At 52.1% G+C, this 18,467-nt stretch carries 15 protein-coding genes; 7 read left to right on the top strand and 8 right to left on the bottom strand.

Features of this window, described 5'->3' with window-relative positions; all coding sequences use genetic code 11:
• The first annotated feature begins 238 nt into the window (after positions 1-238).
• A complete protein-coding gene (locus HOJ95_13965; GenBank protein MBT6395805.1) occupies positions 239-967 on the top strand; it encodes a hypothetical protein in 729 nt (242 codons plus the stop codon).
• A 240-nt stretch (positions 968-1,207) separates the two neighbouring features.
• Positions 1,208-4,084 (top strand): anaerobic glycerol-3-phosphate dehydrogenase subunit C, encoded by a 2,877-nt coding sequence (locus HOJ95_13960; GenBank protein MBT6395804.1) that lies wholly within the window; start codon positions 1,208-1,210, stop codon positions 4,082-4,084.
• Positions 4,085-4,332: 248 nt separating this feature from the next.
• On the opposite strand, the gene HOJ95_13955 is transcribed toward HOJ95_13960, so the two are convergent.
• Positions 4,333-4,794, bottom strand: coding sequence for a cupin domain-containing protein (locus HOJ95_13955; GenBank protein MBT6395803.1), 462 nt, complete (start codon positions 4,792-4,794; stop codon positions 4,333-4,335).
• Between the two features lie 339 nt (positions 4,795-5,133).
• Between HOJ95_13955 and HOJ95_13950 the strand changes: the two genes are divergently transcribed.
• From HOJ95_13950 to HOJ95_13930, 5 genes are all read left to right on the top strand, one after another.
• On the top strand, positions 5,134-6,363 hold the full coding sequence (locus tag HOJ95_13950) for a hypothetical protein (GenBank protein MBT6395802.1): 1,230 nt from the start codon (positions 5,134-5,136) through the stop codon (positions 6,361-6,363).
• Between the two features lie 878 nt (positions 6,364-7,241).
• A complete protein-coding gene (locus tag HOJ95_13945; GenBank protein ID MBT6395801.1) occupies positions 7,242-8,738 on the top strand; it encodes a hypothetical protein in 1,497 nt (498 codons plus the stop codon).
• 142 nt (positions 8,739-8,880) lie between these two features.
• On the top strand, positions 8,881-9,669 hold the full coding sequence (locus HOJ95_13940; protein MBT6395800.1) for an SDR family oxidoreductase: 789 nt from the start codon (positions 8,881-8,883) through the stop codon (positions 9,667-9,669).
• A gap of 251 nt (positions 9,670-9,920) precedes the next feature.
• Entirely contained in the window at positions 9,921-10,838 is a 918-nt protein-coding gene (locus HOJ95_13935) for an ABC transporter permease (protein MBT6395799.1), read from the top strand.
• Positions 10,835-11,755, top strand: coding sequence for an ABC transporter permease (locus tag HOJ95_13930; GenBank protein MBT6395798.1), 921 nt, complete (start codon positions 10,835-10,837; stop codon positions 11,753-11,755). Before HOJ95_13935 ends, HOJ95_13930 begins: the two co-directional genes overlap by 4 nt.
• A 212-nt stretch (positions 11,756-11,967) precedes the next feature.
• Here HOJ95_13930 and HOJ95_13925 read toward each other — a convergent pair whose 3' ends face one another.
• From HOJ95_13925 to HOJ95_13895, 7 genes are all read right to left on the bottom strand, one after another.
• Positions 11,968-12,249 (bottom strand): hypothetical protein, encoded by a 282-nt coding sequence (locus HOJ95_13925; protein MBT6395797.1) that lies wholly within the window; start codon positions 12,247-12,249, stop codon positions 11,968-11,970.
• Between the two features lie 109 nt (positions 12,250-12,358).
• Positions 12,359-13,021 carry a rhodanese-like domain-containing protein gene (locus HOJ95_13920; GenBank protein ID MBT6395796.1) on the bottom strand — a complete coding sequence of 221 codons (663 nt, stop codon included), beginning with the start codon at positions 13,019-13,021 and terminating at the stop codon, positions 12,359-12,361.
• A 137-nt stretch (positions 13,022-13,158) separates the two neighbouring features.
• Entirely contained in the window at positions 13,159-14,055 is an 897-nt protein-coding gene (locus HOJ95_13915) for a sulfurtransferase (protein MBT6395795.1), read from the bottom strand.
• Between the two features lie 101 nt (positions 14,056-14,156).
• The gene (locus tag HOJ95_13910) at positions 14,157-15,065 is read right to left on the bottom strand and encodes a cytochrome B6 (GenBank protein MBT6395794.1); all 909 of its coding nucleotides are present in this window, start codon (positions 15,063-15,065) and stop codon (positions 14,157-14,159) included.
• Positions 15,062-15,784 carry a 4Fe-4S dicluster domain-containing protein gene (locus tag HOJ95_13905; protein ID MBT6395793.1) on the bottom strand — a complete coding sequence of 241 codons (723 nt, stop codon included), beginning with the start codon at positions 15,782-15,784 and terminating at the stop codon, positions 15,062-15,064. Before HOJ95_13905 ends, HOJ95_13910 begins: the two co-directional genes overlap by 4 nt.
• 4 nt (positions 15,785-15,788) lie before the next feature.
• A complete protein-coding gene (locus HOJ95_13900; GenBank protein MBT6395792.1) occupies positions 15,789-18,014 on the bottom strand; it encodes a molybdopterin-dependent oxidoreductase in 2,226 nt (741 codons plus the stop codon).
• A 60-nt stretch (positions 18,015-18,074) separates the two neighbouring features.
• Positions 18,075-18,410, bottom strand: coding sequence for a rhodanese-like domain-containing protein (locus tag HOJ95_13895; protein MBT6395791.1), 336 nt, complete (start codon positions 18,408-18,410; stop codon positions 18,075-18,077).
• Positions 18,411-18,467: the final 57 nt, after the last annotated feature.

The following is an 18,467-nucleotide window of genomic DNA, read 5'->3' as shown; positions in this document are numbered from 1 at the left end:
GGTCCGGTAGTGCGTGAGGCAAGAGGGCCCTGGTCCGCTAGCAACTGGAATTGTGCAACAAGACCAACTTAAGAGGTTCGCTCTATGGGGCACAAGCGTGGCAAAATTCCCAGCATGGATATCGCACAGGTTTTAATTCAGGTATTCAAGGATTATTTGCCGTCTATTAAATCAAATATAGAATTCGGCCTAGACCTCTCAATGCAAGGAAACGAAATTTAAAAAGGAGATGAGACATATGGACATGGGCCTTTGGGTGACATGGTATGACCTTCCGATAGAGGGCGAAGCGGAATATCTCGCCTGGTTCCACGAGAAATACATCCCCGAGATGTCTTCCCGCCCCGGCTTTCTCTGGGGCGCACACTACGAGTTGTTGGGGAGGGGGAAATCTCAGGAAATAAATCCGCACGTGAAGTACGCGGACGATACATCCATCCCATCGGGAACCGAATTCGTGGCTATGTTCGGCGGAGAATCAACCTATACCTTCATGAACCCGAGCTTGGCCCATATAGTCGAAAACCAGAGCACCGAGACACGCGAGATGCTTGGACGCCGAATCGGGGAGCGAACTTGTATCTTCGCCGAGGAGCTCCGGTTGGACGGTCCCGAAAGCGCCCAAAGAACTCCAGGGAGCGTGCCGGGGCCGGTAATCCAGATAGGGAGCTTTAACCTTGAATCTGCTGAGGATGAATTGGAGATGGGGACTTGGTATGCCCAATTGCGGTTGCCTTCTCTTGAACGAATGCATGGCTGTATTGGAGTGCGTAAACTTATCTCCTCATCGGGATGGGCCAAACACAGTATTTTCTACGAACTTATATCTGAAGAAGTGCTGGAGCATTTTCCAGGTATTAAATTGCTTCAGGGGGCCGAGAGGGAATGGTCTATCAAGGTGGTCGGTACCCTCGATCACGCACCGGGATCGCCGACGGTTGCAAAGCGTATTTGGCCGCCGGTGTAGGAGGGACTCTAGTCAGGGTATGAGTTCTCAACTTGTGCACGGCGAATCCGAATGAAATAGTTATGGGAACACGGAACAGTAACATGCAGTGTCATCGCTTCGTAAAATTCTTAATTTTCCCGTACTGGCAATTCGTACCTAATGGTATTATCTCCGGTGGGTATTGTGATAATCCTGATAACTCCACAATCTGTATGGGACTTTCTAATTAGGCGTGGTGTTTAAACGTGGTGTAAATGCATGGTGAGCTGGGAAAAACTCGAAAGCGATCTAAAAGAGACCGTTGAGGGTGAGGTTCGCTTCGATCCTTACTACAAAAAGCTTTATAGCACCGACGCCAGCATGTATCGTATTGAACCGGTGGGCGTAGTCATCCCCCGCTCAAATGAAGATGTTCGGCGTACCCTCGAAATATCGGCGGCCCATCGGGCGGCTGTTCTTTCCCGCGGTGGCGGAACCAGCATCGCCGGCCAGACTGTCGGCAAGGCCGTCGTTATCGATTTTTCAAAGTACATGAACCGTGTTGTCGAGCATGACTTAGACAACGAATGGGCTCGAGTCCAGCCTGGCCTTGTTCAAGATCACTTCAACGATTACCTCAAGCCGTATGGTTTTGTTTTTGGCCCGAATACCTCCACCAGCAGCCGGGCCACACTCGGCGGAATGATGGGAAACAATTCCTCGGGCTCGGAATCCCTTGTCTATGGGAAAACCGTCGATCATGTTCACGAGATATCGGGCTTTCTGGCGGGTGGGGAACCCTTCACCTTCGGCCCGCTTGAAGGTGCGGCGCTGAAAGCCAAGCTCGAGGAAAAAAGTCGAGTCGGCGATATCCACCGAACCCTCCGCCGCCTCTCGAATGAGAACCGCCAGGTAATTGATGATCGTTATCCTAAAATCATGCGCCGGGTGGCGGGCTACAACCTCGATGAACTGATCAAGGATGAGCCTTTCAACCTCGCGAAGTTTCTCGTTGGCTCAGAAGGCACCCTCGCCACCATCACAGAGGCCAAGGTTCGCATCTGCCATCGTCCGAAGGCGCGTGGCTCGCTGGCCATTCATTTCGACTCAATTGAGCGGGCGCTGGCCGCGAGCGCCCAAATATTGGCCCACAGACCTGCTGCGCTTGAATTCATGGATCGCATTCTTTTGGAGCTCGCCCAGCAGAATATCGAGGCGCGTCGCTGGATGACCGCGTTTGTCCAAGGAGATCCTGCCGCCACTCTTCAGGTGATTTTCTTTGGCGATGACGCCGAGGAAGTGCGCGGCAAAGTAGGGGATCTGGTGAGTGAACTTGAAAGATACAACATTGGTTACTCCCACATTCCATTGCTCAACTCCGCCGGGCAAGCAGCCATCTCAAATGTCAGAAAAGCCGGGCTCGGCTTACTGCTCGGAGTGAAGGGTGACAAGAAGCCTTGTGCATTTATTGAAGATTGTGCCGTGGCACCCGAAAAACTTCTCGACTACTACCACAGGCTCGACAAAATTATACGCGAACACGGTACCGAGGGTTCCTATTGCGGTCACTCAAGCGTCGGACTCATGCACATTCGGCCCGGCATCAATCTCAAAATGGAATCCGAGATTGAGAAAATGATTTCTATACAAGAACAGACAGCCGACCTCGTTCTCGAATTCGGCGGCGCCATGAGCGGAGAGCATGGTGACGGTCTCGCTAGAAGCCATTTGATACCCAAGTTCTTCGGGCCCAAGCTCAACAACGCCTTCCGCGAAGTGAAGCGCGTCTTCGACCCTGAGGGGTTGATGAACCCGGGCAAAATAGTTGACGGTGATCCATTCACGGACAACTTCAGGATCAGCCCCACCTACAAGACGGTGCCCATTCCCACTATCATGGATTTCTCTAGCGACGGCGGCTTCGCTCGGGCGATTGAGATGTGCAATGGCGTGGGGGCCTGCCGAAAACGGGACGGGACAATGTGCCCTTCCTTCCAGGTCACCAACGAGGAGGAGCATTCCACCCGGGGTCGGGCCAACGCATTGAGGGAGGTCATATCGGGCGGCATCGAGGGCGAGGACTTATCATCAAAACGCCTATATGAGGTGATGGATTTGTGTCTTGCCTGCAAGGGCTGCAAGGCCGAGTGTCCCTCAAGCGTGGACATGGCCAAGATAAAGGCTGAGGTGATGCAGGCTCACTGGGACAGTCACGGTACCCCAGCCCGTGCTCGCTTATTCGGTCGTATCGCGCAAATCAACCGCCTCAGTAAACCATTCGCCGCCCTGGTGAATATGAGCTACAAGAGCATTTTTATCCGCTCGCTTATGGAGCGTTTTTTAGGGGTGGACCGGCGGCGCAAACTCTCTCCTCTGGTGAATGAAACGTTTGAGGATTGGTTCCGCTCGCGCCCGAAGGGCTCAAAATCGGGTCAGGGCAAAGTGCTCTTCATGAATGACACCTTCACGAACTATCACCATCCCGAGGTAGGAAAAGCGGCTATCTGCGTGCTTGAGGCAGCGGGTTTTGAGGTGCACCTCGCGGAAATGGGCTGTTGCGGGCGCCCCCTGATATCGAACGGACTTCTTCGCGAGGCCAGGGAACTGGCCGGAGAAAATCTAACCCGCCTCTCTAGCGCACTTCGCGAGGGGACTTATATCGTAGGGGTGGAGCCGAGTTGTCTGCTCACGCTACGAGATGAATACCCTGATCTCATGGTGGGCGAAGAATCCCGCCACCTTGCTGATTCAGTTTTTCTCCTTGAGGAGTTTCTTGTTCACTTAAAAGAAAAGGGAAAACTCGACCTTCCTCTACGGAAGTTGCCGGGCCGGGCCCTATTTCACGGCCATTGCCACCAAAAATCTCTTGTGGGCTCAGGCCCTTCGCTCGAGGTGCTGAAACTCATTCCAGGCCTTGAGGTCGAGGAAATACCCTCGGGCTGCTGCGGGATGGCGGGAGCGTTCGGCTATCAAAAAGAGCACTACGACATTTCCCTCGCCATCGGGGGGATGAAACTTTTCCCGGCGATAAAGGAAAGCAACGAGGATACTTATGTCATTGCCAATGGGGTCTCATGTCGCCAGCAGATTGACCACGGTACAGGTCGCCAGGCCCGCCACCTCGTCGAATTTCTCGCCGATGCGATTGAAAAATGATACGAGAGAATTTTAAATAGATGTTCATATAATTAAAATGATAGAGAACCATGAAACTCGATTCTATGAAGTTATGTAGGGTGAAATTAACTGGAGACTAGGTGGAAAAAGTTGGTATTCAGATCCATCGATTTTTTTTCACAAAAAAATCTTTGAATAAACTGTGCATGGTTAATTTTAAATTAAATGGCAATTGGTGAGGCTGGCGAACTAGTAACTCATCATGTTCAGGTTTCCATTAGTATGTTTTAGTAATGGGACTTAAATCGTCCTCCCTCACGCCTCATTAGCTCATCAAGGTTGATGTAAGAGCGTTTGGTGTCCTTCTCGACAGTGAACGGCATATTCTTGGTTGGGTCGTTGGTCCCGCGGACGGCAATAAGCTGCAACGTTTCTTTGACCTCCCATTCATGTGCGCTGGCGATTCCAGGAGGAGCATATATCGACGTTCCGGGCCCGACGTCGTATTCTTTTCCTTCGAAATCCCGAACATTGGCCCGCCCTGAAATTACATAGTAGAAAGCCTCGATCGGGTGCCAGTGAAGTTTTTCGAGAGTATTAGGCTCGAAAGTGGCCAATACGATTCGGAGCCTATCTGTCGGTCGTTCCGGATGTCCAACAAGAGGTTGGATCGTTTGATCGTCGGTCACGCCAGCATGTGAATCAATTTCTTTTTCGTTGACCACCTCTAATGTTGATTTCATTTCCATACCTAATCCCCTTTCAAGTAACAATGCGTTACTTTTCAAAAAACATTTAGTGCTTTTCTCCTTTTAATAATACCGATATCTCCATTTCTAGGATATGTTTATTATTGTTTGCATTGGGTAATCAAACCAAACTGTGATTTTAAATCTATATTTGTAAATCAATACAGATGTAACACATTGAGATTTACAAATAGTTTTCATTGAGGCGAATTCAAGGGGAGGTTGTAAACTAAGTCCGAGAGGTATTCGAATACTGTTTAAGACTCTTTCCTGAGTTCCGCTAAATGACTCTTTCCTATAAAATAGTCCTACCTAGAGCATAATAGGAAAATATTGGTTATGACGAAGATTAATATAAAACAGGCGCGAGTATCTCGCCGAGCGAAAAACTTGCTACGATTGCGTTCCACCTGGTGGGGTTATCGTAGAGAAAATGGCGACGTTGGCTCACGAAATTACCTCCTCGTGTTGAGCGGTCTTTTTAGCGCTAATTCTGTCTGCGAGCGTGTAGCTCACACCCTACGTCATTCCATTCCACTCACCCATCCTCTCGGCCGATGCCAAATTGCTCCAGATCTAGAACACACTCTAAATACCCTAGTAGGCCAAGGTTTAAACGCAAATGCAGGAGCTGTTCTTGTTATTGATCACTACCACGAAAATGAACGCTCAGGTGAAGAGCTTGCCCACCGGATCGCCAAGAGCGGCAAACGTGTTGGATTGGTGAACATTAGAAAAGGAAGTGGTATTGCAGATGCAACGGCTAAGGCGACACGCATCGGGATGGAAATGGTGCGGGAGCTAACGAAAGAGCAGCGCCAAGAGGTCCCCGTGAGTAAGCTTCTGGTCGGTCTCAATTGTGGGCGATCAGACACTATCTCGGGCCTCTCTCATAATAAAGCACTAGGTTGGGTAACCGACCAAGTGGTTCAGCTCGGTGGTCGAGCTATCCTCGCCGAAACTACCGAGTTGATGGGAGCCGAGGATGTCCTGGCGGCCAAATGTGTACGCTCTTCACTGGGTGATCGCATCTGGAAAATGGTGAAGGAGACTGAAAATAATGTTCTTGCATATGGTGTGGACTTGCGCGGTAGTCAACCAACAAGTGACAACATAGCGGGTGGACTCACCACCATAGAAGAAAAATCCTTGGGAGCTATTCAAAAAGCTGGAACGGCACCTATCGTGGACGTAATCCCTTGGGCCGAGCGGGCCGGCCGGAAAAGCGGCGTTCACATCATGGATACTCCGGGCCATAGCGGTGAATCCCTTACAGGGATTTGTGCGGGAGGGGCTCAGGTGCTTCTTTTTTCAACGAGCGGAGGGCTTACGATTAATCATCCTCTCATGTCCACAATCCGTGTTACAGGAAACCCGGCATCAGCAAGCATGAATCTGGACACTACTGATGTGGATGTCTCGGATATTTTTGAAGGCTTACCCATCCAAGATGCCGGCCGTCGCGTATACGATGAATTGCTCAATGTCGCGAGCGGAAAAATGACGACGGGTGAAATTCTTTACTTGGCCGATGCTTTTGCAATTAACAGATGTGGGCCAAGCGTTTAATGCTCGATGGTGAGTACTGATACTTCGAGAACAAGTTGACGTGCCCCCCCCCCTCACGTCGGCCCAGGCTAAATTAGCGTATATTTTTTGCTCTTTTTAGACCGCTCAATTTTGGGGGGATGTAGATGAGCAAGAAACGCTGTGCGTGATGAATTGTTAATTCACTGCCCAGTGAGATCTGAAAACGCGTTTGAGGGGGCAGTATGCGGTCGGTGCAGGTGTGTTGTGCGGTGAGGATTTCGCACCGAGATAGAGTAGGAGCAGGAGATGGGACGGGTCAGGTTAGGATCTGGGAAGCACCCAAGGGCGAACCTATTTTACTCGCATAATAGCCTCCGAAAAGTACCACTGCTATTGGACCTCGGAGGCTACCATAAATGCTGGATATCCAAGAAATTATAGCCAGACGGCGTCACCGCAAGTTCGGTGGACCAGGACAAAGATCCAACTTTAACTGGACTCGCTATTATGGTATTTTATATAGGTCTTCCTTAAATAAATGGCTATCGGTGGTTTGCTCTCTTTCTGGTTTTTAAATGGAGGAGAAATGGGTGTGACCAACGAATATTCCATGTTGTTGCGACGCTCTGATAGAAAGCCATCCAAGGTTCCGGCTGTGTTTGTGAACCCGTTGTTAGTCTCCTTTTCCATTTCGCACCGATCAAAACTAACTTCATACAGAAATTTAAACTTGCTATAGAGGTAGCTACGTTACCGATTTCTTTATTGTGAATTCTCGATTGGCGAGACTAGCTTGGAGATTTTAGAGGATTCTGAATTGTTGAATCATCGTACGAAAAGCTCGTAGTTTCTCCGATGTATATTCTTTTAATAAAGAGGGGAGAGAAGATGAAAAAAGATGGCTCTTTTCGTTGTTGGTGGCAGTGGTTTTTATATGGACAGCTGGTGGTGTAGCTGCGGCGCCGATGGGGAAGATTACCGCCGCCTTCACGGGGCAGCCTTCGACCTTTGATCCACATAAGATTACAGGGCTTCCCATCGCGTTCCAGTATCCGAACATTTTCGACACACTGCTTTACCGTAGCCCGGATGGAAAACTTATTCCCCATCTTGCCGTGTCGTGGAAGCTGGTGACGCCGAAGGTGTGGGAGTTTAAACTGCGCAAGGGGGTTAAGTTCTCCAACGGTGAGACGATGGATGCGAACGCGGTGAAATTCAGCATAGAGCGCATTATCGCTCCCGGCATGAAGACTCGTCAGATCAGCTATTTCCGGAGCGTTGCCCGTGTGGAGGTGGTGGACAAATACACCGCTCGGGTTCACACCAAAAAGCCGGACATGATGCTTCCGAACATCCTTTCAGGCTACGGACAGATCGTGCCCCCGAAGTATTACTCGAAGACAGATCCGAAAATTCTTGCTCGCAAGCCGGTGGGAAGTGGTCCTTTCCGGATGGCGAAATGGGTGAAGAACCAGGAAATAGTCTACGAGGCAAACCCCAACTATTGGAAACCGGGTGTGCCCAAGGCGAAGACGGTGGTTCTCAAGCTCGTTACCGAGGCCACAACGCGGGTGGCAGCGTTGGTGTCGGGAACGGTGGACATCATCGACAACGTTCCGCCGCAGCTGGCCAGCCTGGTCAAGAATAATTCTAAAACGCAGATCATGTCGGGTCCTTCTCCGCGTGCTCATCTCGTCATGATGACGATCAAGAAGGGCTCTCCTTGGGCAAACCCCAAGGTTCGCATGGCGATGAACTACGCCGTGGACAAGGACAGCATCATTAAGAACATCTTCCAGGGAAATGCAGAGAAGATTAATGTTCTCCAGGGGCCAGGCAGCTTCGGGCAGAATCCTAATCTCAAGCCCTATCCCTACAATCCCGCGAAGGCCAAGAAACTGCTTGCCGAGGCGGGTTTTCCCAACGGTTTCCAGGCCGATATGTTCGTTCCTCACGGGCGCTACCTCATGGGCAAGCAGGCGGCCGAGGCTGTTGCCAGTTATCTGGATGCCGTGGGTATCAAGGTGAAGATGCTTTCGATGGAGTGGGGCGCCTTCGTGCGGAAATCACGGGCCCGCTGGAAGCCCGGCACGAAACCTTACATGTGGTATAGCGCCCGGATGGATCTTCAACTGCATGCCGACGGCATGTATGCCGGATTCATACACGGCAAGGCTACCTGGGGCGGATTCCGAGACGCGGGCGTGGACAAACTCCTCGGAGAAGCGCGGGGTGAGCCGAATGAGGCCAAGCGGGTGAAGATGTATCACAATATCAACCGCATCCTACATGATGACAAAGTGCCGCTGATTTTCCTTTATCGCGTGAATCAGATTCATGCGAAGAAGAAGAACGTCGATTGGAGGCTTCGCACAAACGGCCTTGTTTTGCTCAACGAGGTTGGCCGCAAGTAATAGGTATGAAGAAGACTTCTTCCTCCCCGGTGATTTTCGCCGGGGAGGGGGACGTTTTACCGATAACGGCACCGGAGAAAGTGAAGACTCTCTGGGCCGCGTAAATAGATGTACAACTGACGCTTGAGGGGAAATGTAAGAAATGGATTTAGGATTGAAGGACAAGACAGCACTGGTGACAGGTGGCAGCCACGGGATTGGACGTGCCTCGGCCATTTCCCTGGCCGATGATGGCGCACGGGTGGCGATTGTAGCGCGGAACCTGGATGGTCTTGAGGAAGGTGCTGCTGATATTGAAAAAAAGACGGGCCATCGACCTCTGATATTTCAAGCAGATTGCACTAACTTTGAGGAAGTAACCCGAATGTTTCAAAAAGCCGCTGACGCTCTTGGCGGCCTCGACATTCTTATCAATTCCACCGGGGAGACGAGGGGAGGCCATCTAATGGATCTCTCTGAGGAGGATTGGCAGCTGAGTATGGGCTCGAAGCTTCAGACCCAGGTCCGCTGCTGCAAGGAGGCGGTTCCGCTCATGCGCTCTCGGGGGGGCGGCTGCATTGTAAATGTCATTGGAAACCGAGGAAAACATCCGGCCGGCGATTCTTTGACAGTAGGTGCAGCCAACGCCGCACTTGCGAATTTTACAGTGGCGCTTGGCCAGGATGAGGCACCTAATAATATTCGTGTGGTGGGCGTTAGCCCTGCACCCGTTGTAACTCGACGACAAAACAGGGCTATGGAGAAACGTGCGAAGGCCTTGGGCATTTCGGTGGAGGAAGCCCGCAAGCTTCGGCTTGTCGATGTTCCGCTTGGCCGTGCCGCCCGACCGGAGGAGATTGGCGATGTCGTTGCATTCGCCGCCTCCGCCCGCGCCAGTTTCATCACCGGTACGGTGATTTACGTAGATGGGGGCTCCACCCCAGGCGTATAGGTTGATGATGATTGCATGGCCGCCAGAGCGATGACTTCATTCTTTTATCGTGATGGGTATTTGTTTTTCAAAACGTTTTGGTGGTGTACAGAATACGGCTTTTCTTTTCCCATGTTCGGAATGGTTAAGCCTTATCTAATTAAAAAGTGCGTATTACCGGTACCGGTGTGAGACTTCCCTTGGAACCTTTCCCGACTGTCCAGGAATCTGGTAGAGGAAGCTCCGCCCCGACACCGCCGGAGCGATCTTAGATGACGGGCTACATATTCCGACGCTTGATCCAATCCATTGTCCTGATCAAATTCGTATTGGTGTTCGTGTTTCTGTTGTTGCACCTGACAGGAGATCCGGTTCGTGTGATGGCGCCTGATGGCGCAACTGAGCAGGATATTGAGCAAATGCGTCATGAGATGGGTTTGGACAAGCCCCTTTTGACCCAGTACGGGATTTTCTTCCGAGGGGCAATTCGGGGCGACTTCGGGGTTTCGTTCGAACATGGCGAATCCGCGATGAAAATAGTGATCGAGCATCTTCCAGCAACAGTAGAGTTGGCGTTCTCGGCATTTTTGATTTCGATAATGCTTGGTATTCCGCTGGGTTGTTTGGCAGCCTTCCGGGAGAACACGGCTTACGACCAGGGCATGATGTTCGGGGCCGTTTTAGGCCAGGCGGTACCGGATTTTGGGATGGGCCTGATGATGATATTGCTGTTTTCGGTCTTTTTGGGCTGGTTGCCCCCATTTGGGAGAGGGGATTGGAGCAATTTGGTGATGCCAGCAGTAGCGGCTTCTCTGTATCACACTGCACGACTGGCACGTTTGATGCGCTCGGAGATGCTCGAGGTTATTCGCCAGGATTACATCACGACGGCGCACTCGAAGGGTGTGGCTAATAAATCCGTAATCTTCCGCCATGCGCTTAAGAACGCCTCGATTCCTATTGTGACTGTTCTAGGGATTGATTTGGCATTGACGTTGGGTGGCACGGTAATCATCGAGACTGTTTTTGCCTGGCCGGGGGTGGGGCGTCTAACGGTTCAGGCGATTCACAACCGCGACTTTCCCGTTGTGCAGTCTGCGGTGTTCTTGATGGCGTCAACGTTCGTGATAATCAACATGTTGGTGGACATTATCTACACATACCTTGACCCGAGGATTAAATATCAATGAGTCATGAAGGGCTTGCCACGGAGAGACGTGCACAGGAATTAGATGGAGAGCTTCCTGAGCAAAATCTCTTGACGGGGTTGGCGCGTTCGTTGCGTAGGCAAAAATCAGCCATAGTAGGTTTGGCGATCTTAGTAGTCGTGACGCTGACAGCAATAACGGCGCCGATAATATCGCCGATGAGTCCGACGGCGAATTCGCTCTCGCGGGTATTGAAGCCGCCAATGTGGGAGGGCGAGGGTCACGTTTTCATCTTGGGGACGGACCATTTGGGGCGCGATCTCTTGAGCCGGATAATCTATGGAACTCAAGTCTCGCTGATCGTAGGATTTTTTTCAGTTGTATTCTCGGGTGCGATCGGTTTGTTTGTGGGTCTTATGGCGGGCTATTTCGGGGGTAAGGTCGACTATCTGCTCATGCGCCTGGTGGACTTTGTCCTTTCGTTCCCGTTTATCTTGTTGGCGCTTTCTACTATTGCAATCCTGGGGCCGAGTCTTGAATTGATCATCGTGATGATCTCACTGCGGCTCTGGACGGTGTACGCGCGTGTGGTACGCGGGGCGGTTCTTTCGCTGCGCGAGATGGAGTTCGTGGTGGCAGCGGTGGGGATCGGGGGCAGCCATATGCGGGTGTTGTTCCGCCACATCCTTCCAAACGTGTTGGCTCCGGTGATAATAATTGGCTCGCTCTACCTAGGGCGGATGATCATCATCGAGGCGGGATTGAGTTTTCTGGGCCTGGGAGTCCCCCCTCCTACTCCGACATGGGGGGGATTGATGGCCGAGGGCCGTTCATATTTGTACGTTTCGTGGTGGATCGCGGCATTTCCGTGTCTTGCAATTACGCTGACGGCATTGGGGGCGAATTTGGTGGGCGACTGGCTGCGTAATGTACTCGACCCCCGTCTGCGGGTTCGGTAGGAATATCTTGGTATGCATGGCGAATTTCTAATTGTGAATTTATAGGATCTGAACAATTCGAATTCCCTGATAATTCTTTGTAGTTCCCTGTTATTTCCCTGAAATACCCTGTTACGTTTTTGAGTGTGAAATTCATGAATCCTTCAGCCTTAAATTTGGCCCCAAAGAGCCGGATTCTCTGAGGCTCAAAAACAAGGTCCAGTTTGGAAGGATTATCCTGATTTTTCGGGGGTAAAACCGAGGACTTCCCGCTGAGATTTCCATGAAAGGGGCAGATCAAGTCGAAGAATATGGGAGAGATTGAGCCCATTGGGCTGCCTTCCCTGGAGGGTTTTTTCCACAATCCCCGGCGAGAGGAAACTGAGCTTTAATATCCGCTTCACGTAATGGTAGGTGCAGCCTGATTTTCGGGCCAAATCCGAAACGGATTCAACCTCTCCATTCTCCAGTGCTTCTCTCCATTCAAAAGCCTGGGCTACTGCCTTGATAAGCACGTGGTCGGATTTGCTCCCGCCGTTTTTTGGATTTAGGGCTCCTACGCCTTGGGCGCAGAAACCATAATATCTCATTCACAGGCTTATGAATTAGGTGCGCAACTAAAACTTACCCGCACGGGTTGCCCATATCGGGCGTACCACCAACCGCGCACGGTTGCAGCGGGGCCATTTTAGGTTTCGCCACTTTCGGGGCATCCGTGACCTGGGGTGCTGACTTCGCGCTTTTCTTTATGTCGGGTCCAGGGGGTGTGGCCAAGGCAGGCCCAGCGCCGGGAATTTTCATGAAATAATTTCGAATTCCTTGCCGTTTTCGAAATGGAGCACCCTGTTTTCCAAATGGAGCCATGGTAATACTCGGCGGCTCGATTATGTTTCTCCACCACGAAGCCACGCCGCCCTCCATGGAATATGCGTCATACCCCTTGGCTAGTAATATGCCGAGCGCGCGTTCTGAGCGAACCCCTGTTCTGCAGTAAAGGACAATCTTTCGGCCCTTGGGAATCTTCGCGAGATTGTTCGGATCCTTTAATACCTGAACAGCGATGTTGCTAGCGCCAGGAATGTGGAAGTCGCTGTATTCCCAGTCGTTTCTGACATCAAGAAGGAAAACACGCTCCTCGCCTTTGATCAAAGAGTCGGCCACCTGAGAGGCTGAGATATATTTGTCCGGTGAGAATTGTAGTTTGCGCTCTGCCCATGTAGGAGATACCGCAAACGAAATGCAGATTGCGATGGCAACTGCCACACGCCCGAACAACGAAAAATTCATATCAGTCTCCTATGAAAGGATTGTATGGCCGAAAGAATAGAGATTCTTATTATTCGGGCCGATGGCTAGAGGATGTTACTCTCCAGAGCCATCGGCCCTTATACGCACAATGTGCTCTTTTTCAGCCAACTTCGCCTCTAATTCTCAAGGGGAAGCTCCATGCGATTTCCCCATTCGATCATCGAGCCGTCGAAGTTCCTAACATTCGGGTATCCGAGCAGCTTCAATACCCAGTAGGAATGCGAAGATCTCATTCCCGTCCGGCAGTAAGAAATGATCTCCTTTTCCTTGGTGGCGCCAGTTCGAGCGAACATCCTTTTCAGCTCGGCGGCGGTTTTCAATGTTGTCACGCCGTCTTTCTTCGTCACGTGCCAAGACCAGTCGACAAGTTTTGCGCCCGGTATTCGGCCTGCTCTTTTCACTTTTCGGCTGGCTTTAAGACCCGACCACTCTTTCGGGGAGCGCGTATCGATCAAGGTTATTTCCGGCTTGTTCAATTTCGAGAAAACGTAAGCCGAGTCTGCCAGAACGGACCAATCGGGCTTGGCTTTATAGTCACTCGTAATGACTGAAGGAATTTCCTTGCTTACGGGACGAGCCTCCTTGACCCACAAGGCCATTCCGCCGTTCAAGACCCGAGCCTTTTGATGGCCCAATACATGAGCCGTCCAAAATAGCCGGGTGACGGTCGGCTTCATCTGGTCGTCGTAGAATATCAAGGTGTCGGTCGGCTTGATCCCTCTGTCGCTGAAAATTTTCTCCATCGCTTTGAGGGGGACCATAAATCCGGATGTTCCCCGCCACTTAAACTGTGTCTTTTTCCTTGGCAGCGATATCGCACCAGGAATATGGCCCACTTGGTATTTATCCAGTTTGCGGGCGTCAACGATTTTCACGGTGTCCTTATCTAGGAGAGTGGAAAGCTCTGCCGTTGAAACGATGAACTCGGAACGCTCGTAATCAGCCGCCAGAGCGTTTCCTGCGAAACTGAAAATCCACAATATTGCCGCTGTGAGAGGAATTTTTCTTATCATGATTATTGCCTCCTTTGTTGTCACGGCTGTTGGGTGCTGAGCTAGTCAAGGATGAAATCCGGGGACGTTCAAATTCATGCCGCCGGAACTAAATTTTAGCTTTACTCTCCTCTCGGAGCGGCTTCGCCGTTGACAGGATCTTTTTCCGAGAGGTCAGATTCACCCAAGGCTGAATTTTCCATTTTCTCATCCCCCGTATTCAAATGCGCTTGAGGGGTAGTTTCTCCCAGCCTAATTCTCAAGCGCTCCTCCCAGGCGGCTTCCTCCTCCTTGATTTCGTCGTACCATTTTTTGTGGTGTCGGTAGGCATACAATTCATTCACCTCGCCTGTAAACATGGAGAAGAAAGCCTGTTTTTCCTCAGGAAAAACCCCGCCCATATATATATGTACGCATAGACCAGCACAGACTGCTCCCACGGCAAAAAGGTGAACCGGTAGCGCCCAAGCCACCCATGCAGTTTCGGGCAAGTAGGAACGGAAGGTCAGCGCCAACCCGCTCAGGAGAATAACTATGCTTCCGCCGGTTACCACGATGCCAAAAATTTTCTGTCCGGCGTTATAAGGGCCCTGCGGTGGTAGCTTCACATCCTTTCCGAGAATCCGTTTGGCTCGGTTGATGAGCCACATTACATCGTCCCGGTCCATCAGAAAATTATTTTTCAGAAACGGTAGGGTCAAAGACCTCCACCCGGCGAGGATATGAACAGAGAGGACACCCACCCATAAGAGCCCGATTGCTACATGCCAGAAAATCACACCGCTTGAGCCTCCGAATACAGTGCGCATGAGTCTGGTCCATTCGATGGGAACGATGGCGTAGGCCGGATTGCTGATTGTCGCCAATCCGGTTGCTACTAGAAACAGCCAACAAGCTGCATTGAACCAATGGAGTAGCACACTGGCAGAATCATGCTTCTTAATCCGTTTTTCTCGCATTTCCTTGATTTGCTCGACGGAGAGCTGGTGTTCAGGTGTTGTCATTTTTTTTGAAAGAGTCGCCTGGCTCATTTTTCATCCTCGAATTGTTTTTCCCCGTGCCAGAGTTGGTGAAGATAAGCCACCGCCTGGCCCATGAAGGCGAGCCCGACCATCCACTTAACGGCGGGGTTCACCAAGGCCCGGAGCCACATACTGGCCGTCGCCTCGCGGGGCGGGCGAGGTGCGTTGGCGATCTCATCATTTTCGCTTAGACCCTTGTAAAATACTGCAGGTAAGGGGTTCACGCCGCCGCCAACGAGTGGGCGTGCGCCCGAATTTTTCACGAGTTTCGCGAATTTCGGCTCGTGCAAGTTACCAAGAGTCCGTACCCCAGAGGGGCACACCTCCACGCACAGGGGCTCCCTACCTGCCACAAGCCGCTCATTGCAGAAATTGCATTTCTCGGCGATCCCGCGATCGGGGTCAATGAATCTAGCGCCATAGGGGCAGGCATCGACGCAGTAGCCACAGCCGATGCAGGCCTCGGCGTCAATTTGGACAATGCCACCAGCGCTCTTGAAGCTCGCGCCCGTCGGGCAGTTGTAAACACAATATGGCGTGTCGCACTGCATGCAGTTGCCTGGCACGAAGCGTTGGCGAAGGTTGGGAAACTTGCCCTCGATTCCCTCTGAGCGGACCCAGTTTCGCGACTCGCCGCCGATTGTTTCATAGCCGGTCTTGCAAGCGATGGCACAAGCCATGCAACCGGTGCAGCGCTCGGAATCGATTATCATCGCGTATCTAGCCATCGCCTCAGACCTCCTGCCCGGTGCCGGCGGCATTCTTGACACCAACGAATGTCACACGCATTCCCGTCGCGCCACAGAGTGGATCGATGGCATAGCGGTTCATCAGGGCCGTGTCGCTCGCCCCTCGCCCGTATGCCAGGCTAAGCTTCTGGTTGGTTTGTCCAAATCCGTGAACGATATATACGCAGTCGGGCCGGATGCCTTCGGTAACTTTCAGTTTCACTGGAAATGACGTCACGCCATCCTCGTTATAGAGGCGGACATATTCTCCGTCCCCTAGTCCCTTCGCTCGGGCTTCATTGGTATTCATCCAGACAGTGTTCTCGGGGTAGTGGTCGAGCAACAAGCGATTATTCTGTGTCCAGGCGAAGGTGTGGTTCGCCGAGCGCCCGTAGATAAGGCGGTAGTGGTCGACGGGAGGTTGTGGATGCCGCGTGAAGCGGGGCACAGGCTCGAACCCCTTTTGTAGCAGCGCCAGCGAGAATAACTCGATTTTTCCCGATTCGGTCCTAAAGCGCACAGGCGCCCCGTCCTCGAAAAAGCGTGGCGAGCGTTCGCGGGTGAAAACGCCTTTTTCCCGGGCGTCGCGCAACGAGAGATTTGCGAGCTGGAGGCGTTTGTCCAGATATTCCGGAAAATCCTTCCATGGGAAATACTTTTTAAGGCTTAGGCGCATGGCAATATCCTTGGCGATTTGCCAGCCGGGCCGCGTTCCCTTGAGCGGAGGGATGACGGGCTGGCGAAGCTGGATGAAATCTACATCCGTCGCCCCGGCGCGGAGGTCGTCATAGCGCTCAAGGTAGGTGCTCTCGGGCAGAATCAAATCTGCGTACCCGGTGATGTCGCTTGGCATGATGTCCACGGCCATCATGAAGTCGAGCTTATCGATGGCCTCCCGAGTTTCTTTAACACCGGGCGTGTTGTGGATGAGATTCGTCGCGTAGACCATCCAAGCCTTGATTGGATAGGGCTTGCCCGTCCGGGTAGCGTCCCGCATGCGATTGACGAGTCCTTCGTGGCCGAACGGGACATCCTGACCCACGCCGTCGGCGCGGGGTCTTTGAGGTTTGGGAAATTTCGGAATGGGGTAGGGCGGCACCGGCCATCTGCCGCGCATATAAAATCCGCCTTTTCTGCCCCAGCTACCTAAGAGCGCATTTAAAATCGCTATTGCTCGCGAGCGCTGTGTGTCGTCCCCGTACCAGGTCACATGTCGACCGGGGTGTACGATAGTCCGGGGCAAGGCCTTGGCGAGTTCTCTTGCCGTTTGATGGATCACGCTCGCCTCTATGCCCGTTTCCGCGTAGGCCCAATCGGGCGTGTATTGCCAGACGGCCCGCCACAGATCTTTAAGGCCCGAGCAGTAGTTATTCACATAATCCTTGTCGTAAAGCTTCTCGTTCAGGATCACATTAATCCAAGCAAGGAGCAGGGCCATATCTGTTCCCGGGCGTATCGGAAGCCAGTGTTTTGCCTTGCTGGCCGCGACGGAAAACCTCGGATCGACGACTATGAGGTTCCCACCGTTGCCGAGAAATTCCGAGAATTCCTGCACGGCGGTGTTGTGCATGTTCTCGCCCAGATGCGAGCCCAGGAGCACGAGACATTCCGCGTTTGCGACATCGATATTCTCAGGCGATCCGGGGCTCATGCCAAAGGTCAACTCGAATCCGACGTCGCGCGGCCCACGGCATTGTCCGAACGAGCTCGCCGCAACATTGGGCGAACCAATGGCTTTGAGCAGACGCCGAAAATGACTGCTTCCGGGGCCATGGGTGAAAAGTGCTATTGCCTCAGGGCCGTATTTTTTTCGAACAGCGTCCAGGCGCTCGGCTGCAAAATCGAGCGCTTCGTCCCAACTCGCCTCTCGCCAGAATTGTTTTCCCCCGGAGCGCTCTCGAATCAGAGGTGTGCGGAGCCGGTCCGGATCGTAGAGCTGGCCGATTCCTGCAACCCCGCGCGGGCAGAGTTTTCCCCGGCTGAGGGGGTCGTCCGGGTTGCCCTCGATGCGATTTACCCGGCCATTTTTTACATGCGCATGAATTCCGCACTGCCAGTAGCACATGGCACATGTGCTGGGAACAATTTTGTCGCTCTCTAATCGCGGTGTGGGTTTTTTTCCCGAAAGGGAAAATGCTCTCGCAGGGCTACCCGTAGCAGCTACGGCGACGACACCGGTGCCCCCGGCTGCGATTTTTAAAAATTTACGACGACTTAATTTGGCCGACATGATTATATTTTCCCAGGCGGCCCGTGGCTCGGTGATTTGAGCCGCAGGCCGCCAGCTTATTTAGTTTGTTTTCATTGCCTTGGCATATGCCAGATAACCGCCCGTCATGTTTTTCACATTCGTGTAGCCAAGTTCTGTGAGCTTCTCTCCTGCGAACGAAGCTCGCGCGCCCGAGCGGCAATAAATCAAAATTGGGCGATTTAGATTTTTCTCCCGCTTTATGAGCTTGAACTCAAGAAGCCCACGCGGGATATGGATGGCGCCCGCTACATTGCCTGCCTTAAATTCGGCCGGTTCACGCACATCAATGACTAGCAGTTCCGGATCGGTGGTCATGAGCATCTGTGCCTCGGTGACGCTAATTTGTGGGTGCGTGGTTCTTGCGTCCTTAATCATTTTTATGAGCTTGGCCCTGGCTGGAGATTTCTCGACCGCAGTTGCTGTAGGAGCTGT

This window comes from Nitrospinaceae bacterium (assembly GCA_018669005.1).
Taxonomy (GTDB): Bacteria; UBA8248; UBA8248; order UBA8248; family UBA8248; genus UBA8248.
Note: the sequence above shows the minus strand (reverse complement) of the source record. Positions and strands in the feature narration are given on the sequence as shown.

Coding starts and splice junctions, on each gene's coding strand:
- HOJ95_13900 (MBT6395792.1), bottom strand. CDS start 18,014: ATGTCGGCCAAATTAAGTCGTCGTAAATTTTTAAAAATCGCAGCCGGG.
- HOJ95_13915 (MBT6395795.1), bottom strand. CDS start 14,055: ATGATAAGAAAAATTCCTCTCACAGCGGCAATATTGTGGATTTTCAGT.
- HOJ95_13930 (MBT6395798.1), top strand. CDS start 10,835: ATGAGTCATGAAGGGCTTGCCACGGAGAGACGTGCACAGGAATTAGAT.
- HOJ95_13935 (MBT6395799.1), top strand. CDS start 9,921: ATGACGGGCTACATATTCCGACGCTTGATCCAATCCATTGTCCTGATC.
- HOJ95_13905 (MBT6395793.1), bottom strand. CDS start 15,784: ATGGCTAGATACGCGATGATAATCGATTCCGAGCGCTGCACCGGTTGC.
- HOJ95_13950 (MBT6395802.1), top strand. CDS start 5,134: ATGACGAAGATTAATATAAAACAGGCGCGAGTATCTCGCCGAGCGAAA.
- HOJ95_13920 (MBT6395796.1), bottom strand. CDS start 13,021: ATGAATTTTTCGTTGTTCGGGCGTGTGGCAGTTGCCATCGCAATCTGC.
- HOJ95_13895 (MBT6395791.1), bottom strand. CDS start 18,410: ATGATTAAGGACGCAAGAACCACGCACCCACAAATTAGCGTCACCGAG.
- HOJ95_13965 (MBT6395805.1), top strand. CDS start 239: ATGGACATGGGCCTTTGGGTGACATGGTATGACCTTCCGATAGAGGGC.
- HOJ95_13955 (MBT6395803.1), bottom strand. CDS start 4,794: ATGGAAATGAAATCAACATTAGAGGTGGTCAACGAAAAAGAAATTGAT.
- HOJ95_13960 (MBT6395804.1), top strand. CDS start 1,208: ATGGTGAGCTGGGAAAAACTCGAAAGCGATCTAAAAGAGACCGTTGAG.
- HOJ95_13910 (MBT6395794.1), bottom strand. CDS start 15,065: ATGAGCCAGGCGACTCTTTCAAAAAAAATGACAACACCTGAACACCAG.
- HOJ95_13940 (MBT6395800.1), top strand. CDS start 8,881: ATGGATTTAGGATTGAAGGACAAGACAGCACTGGTGACAGGTGGCAGC.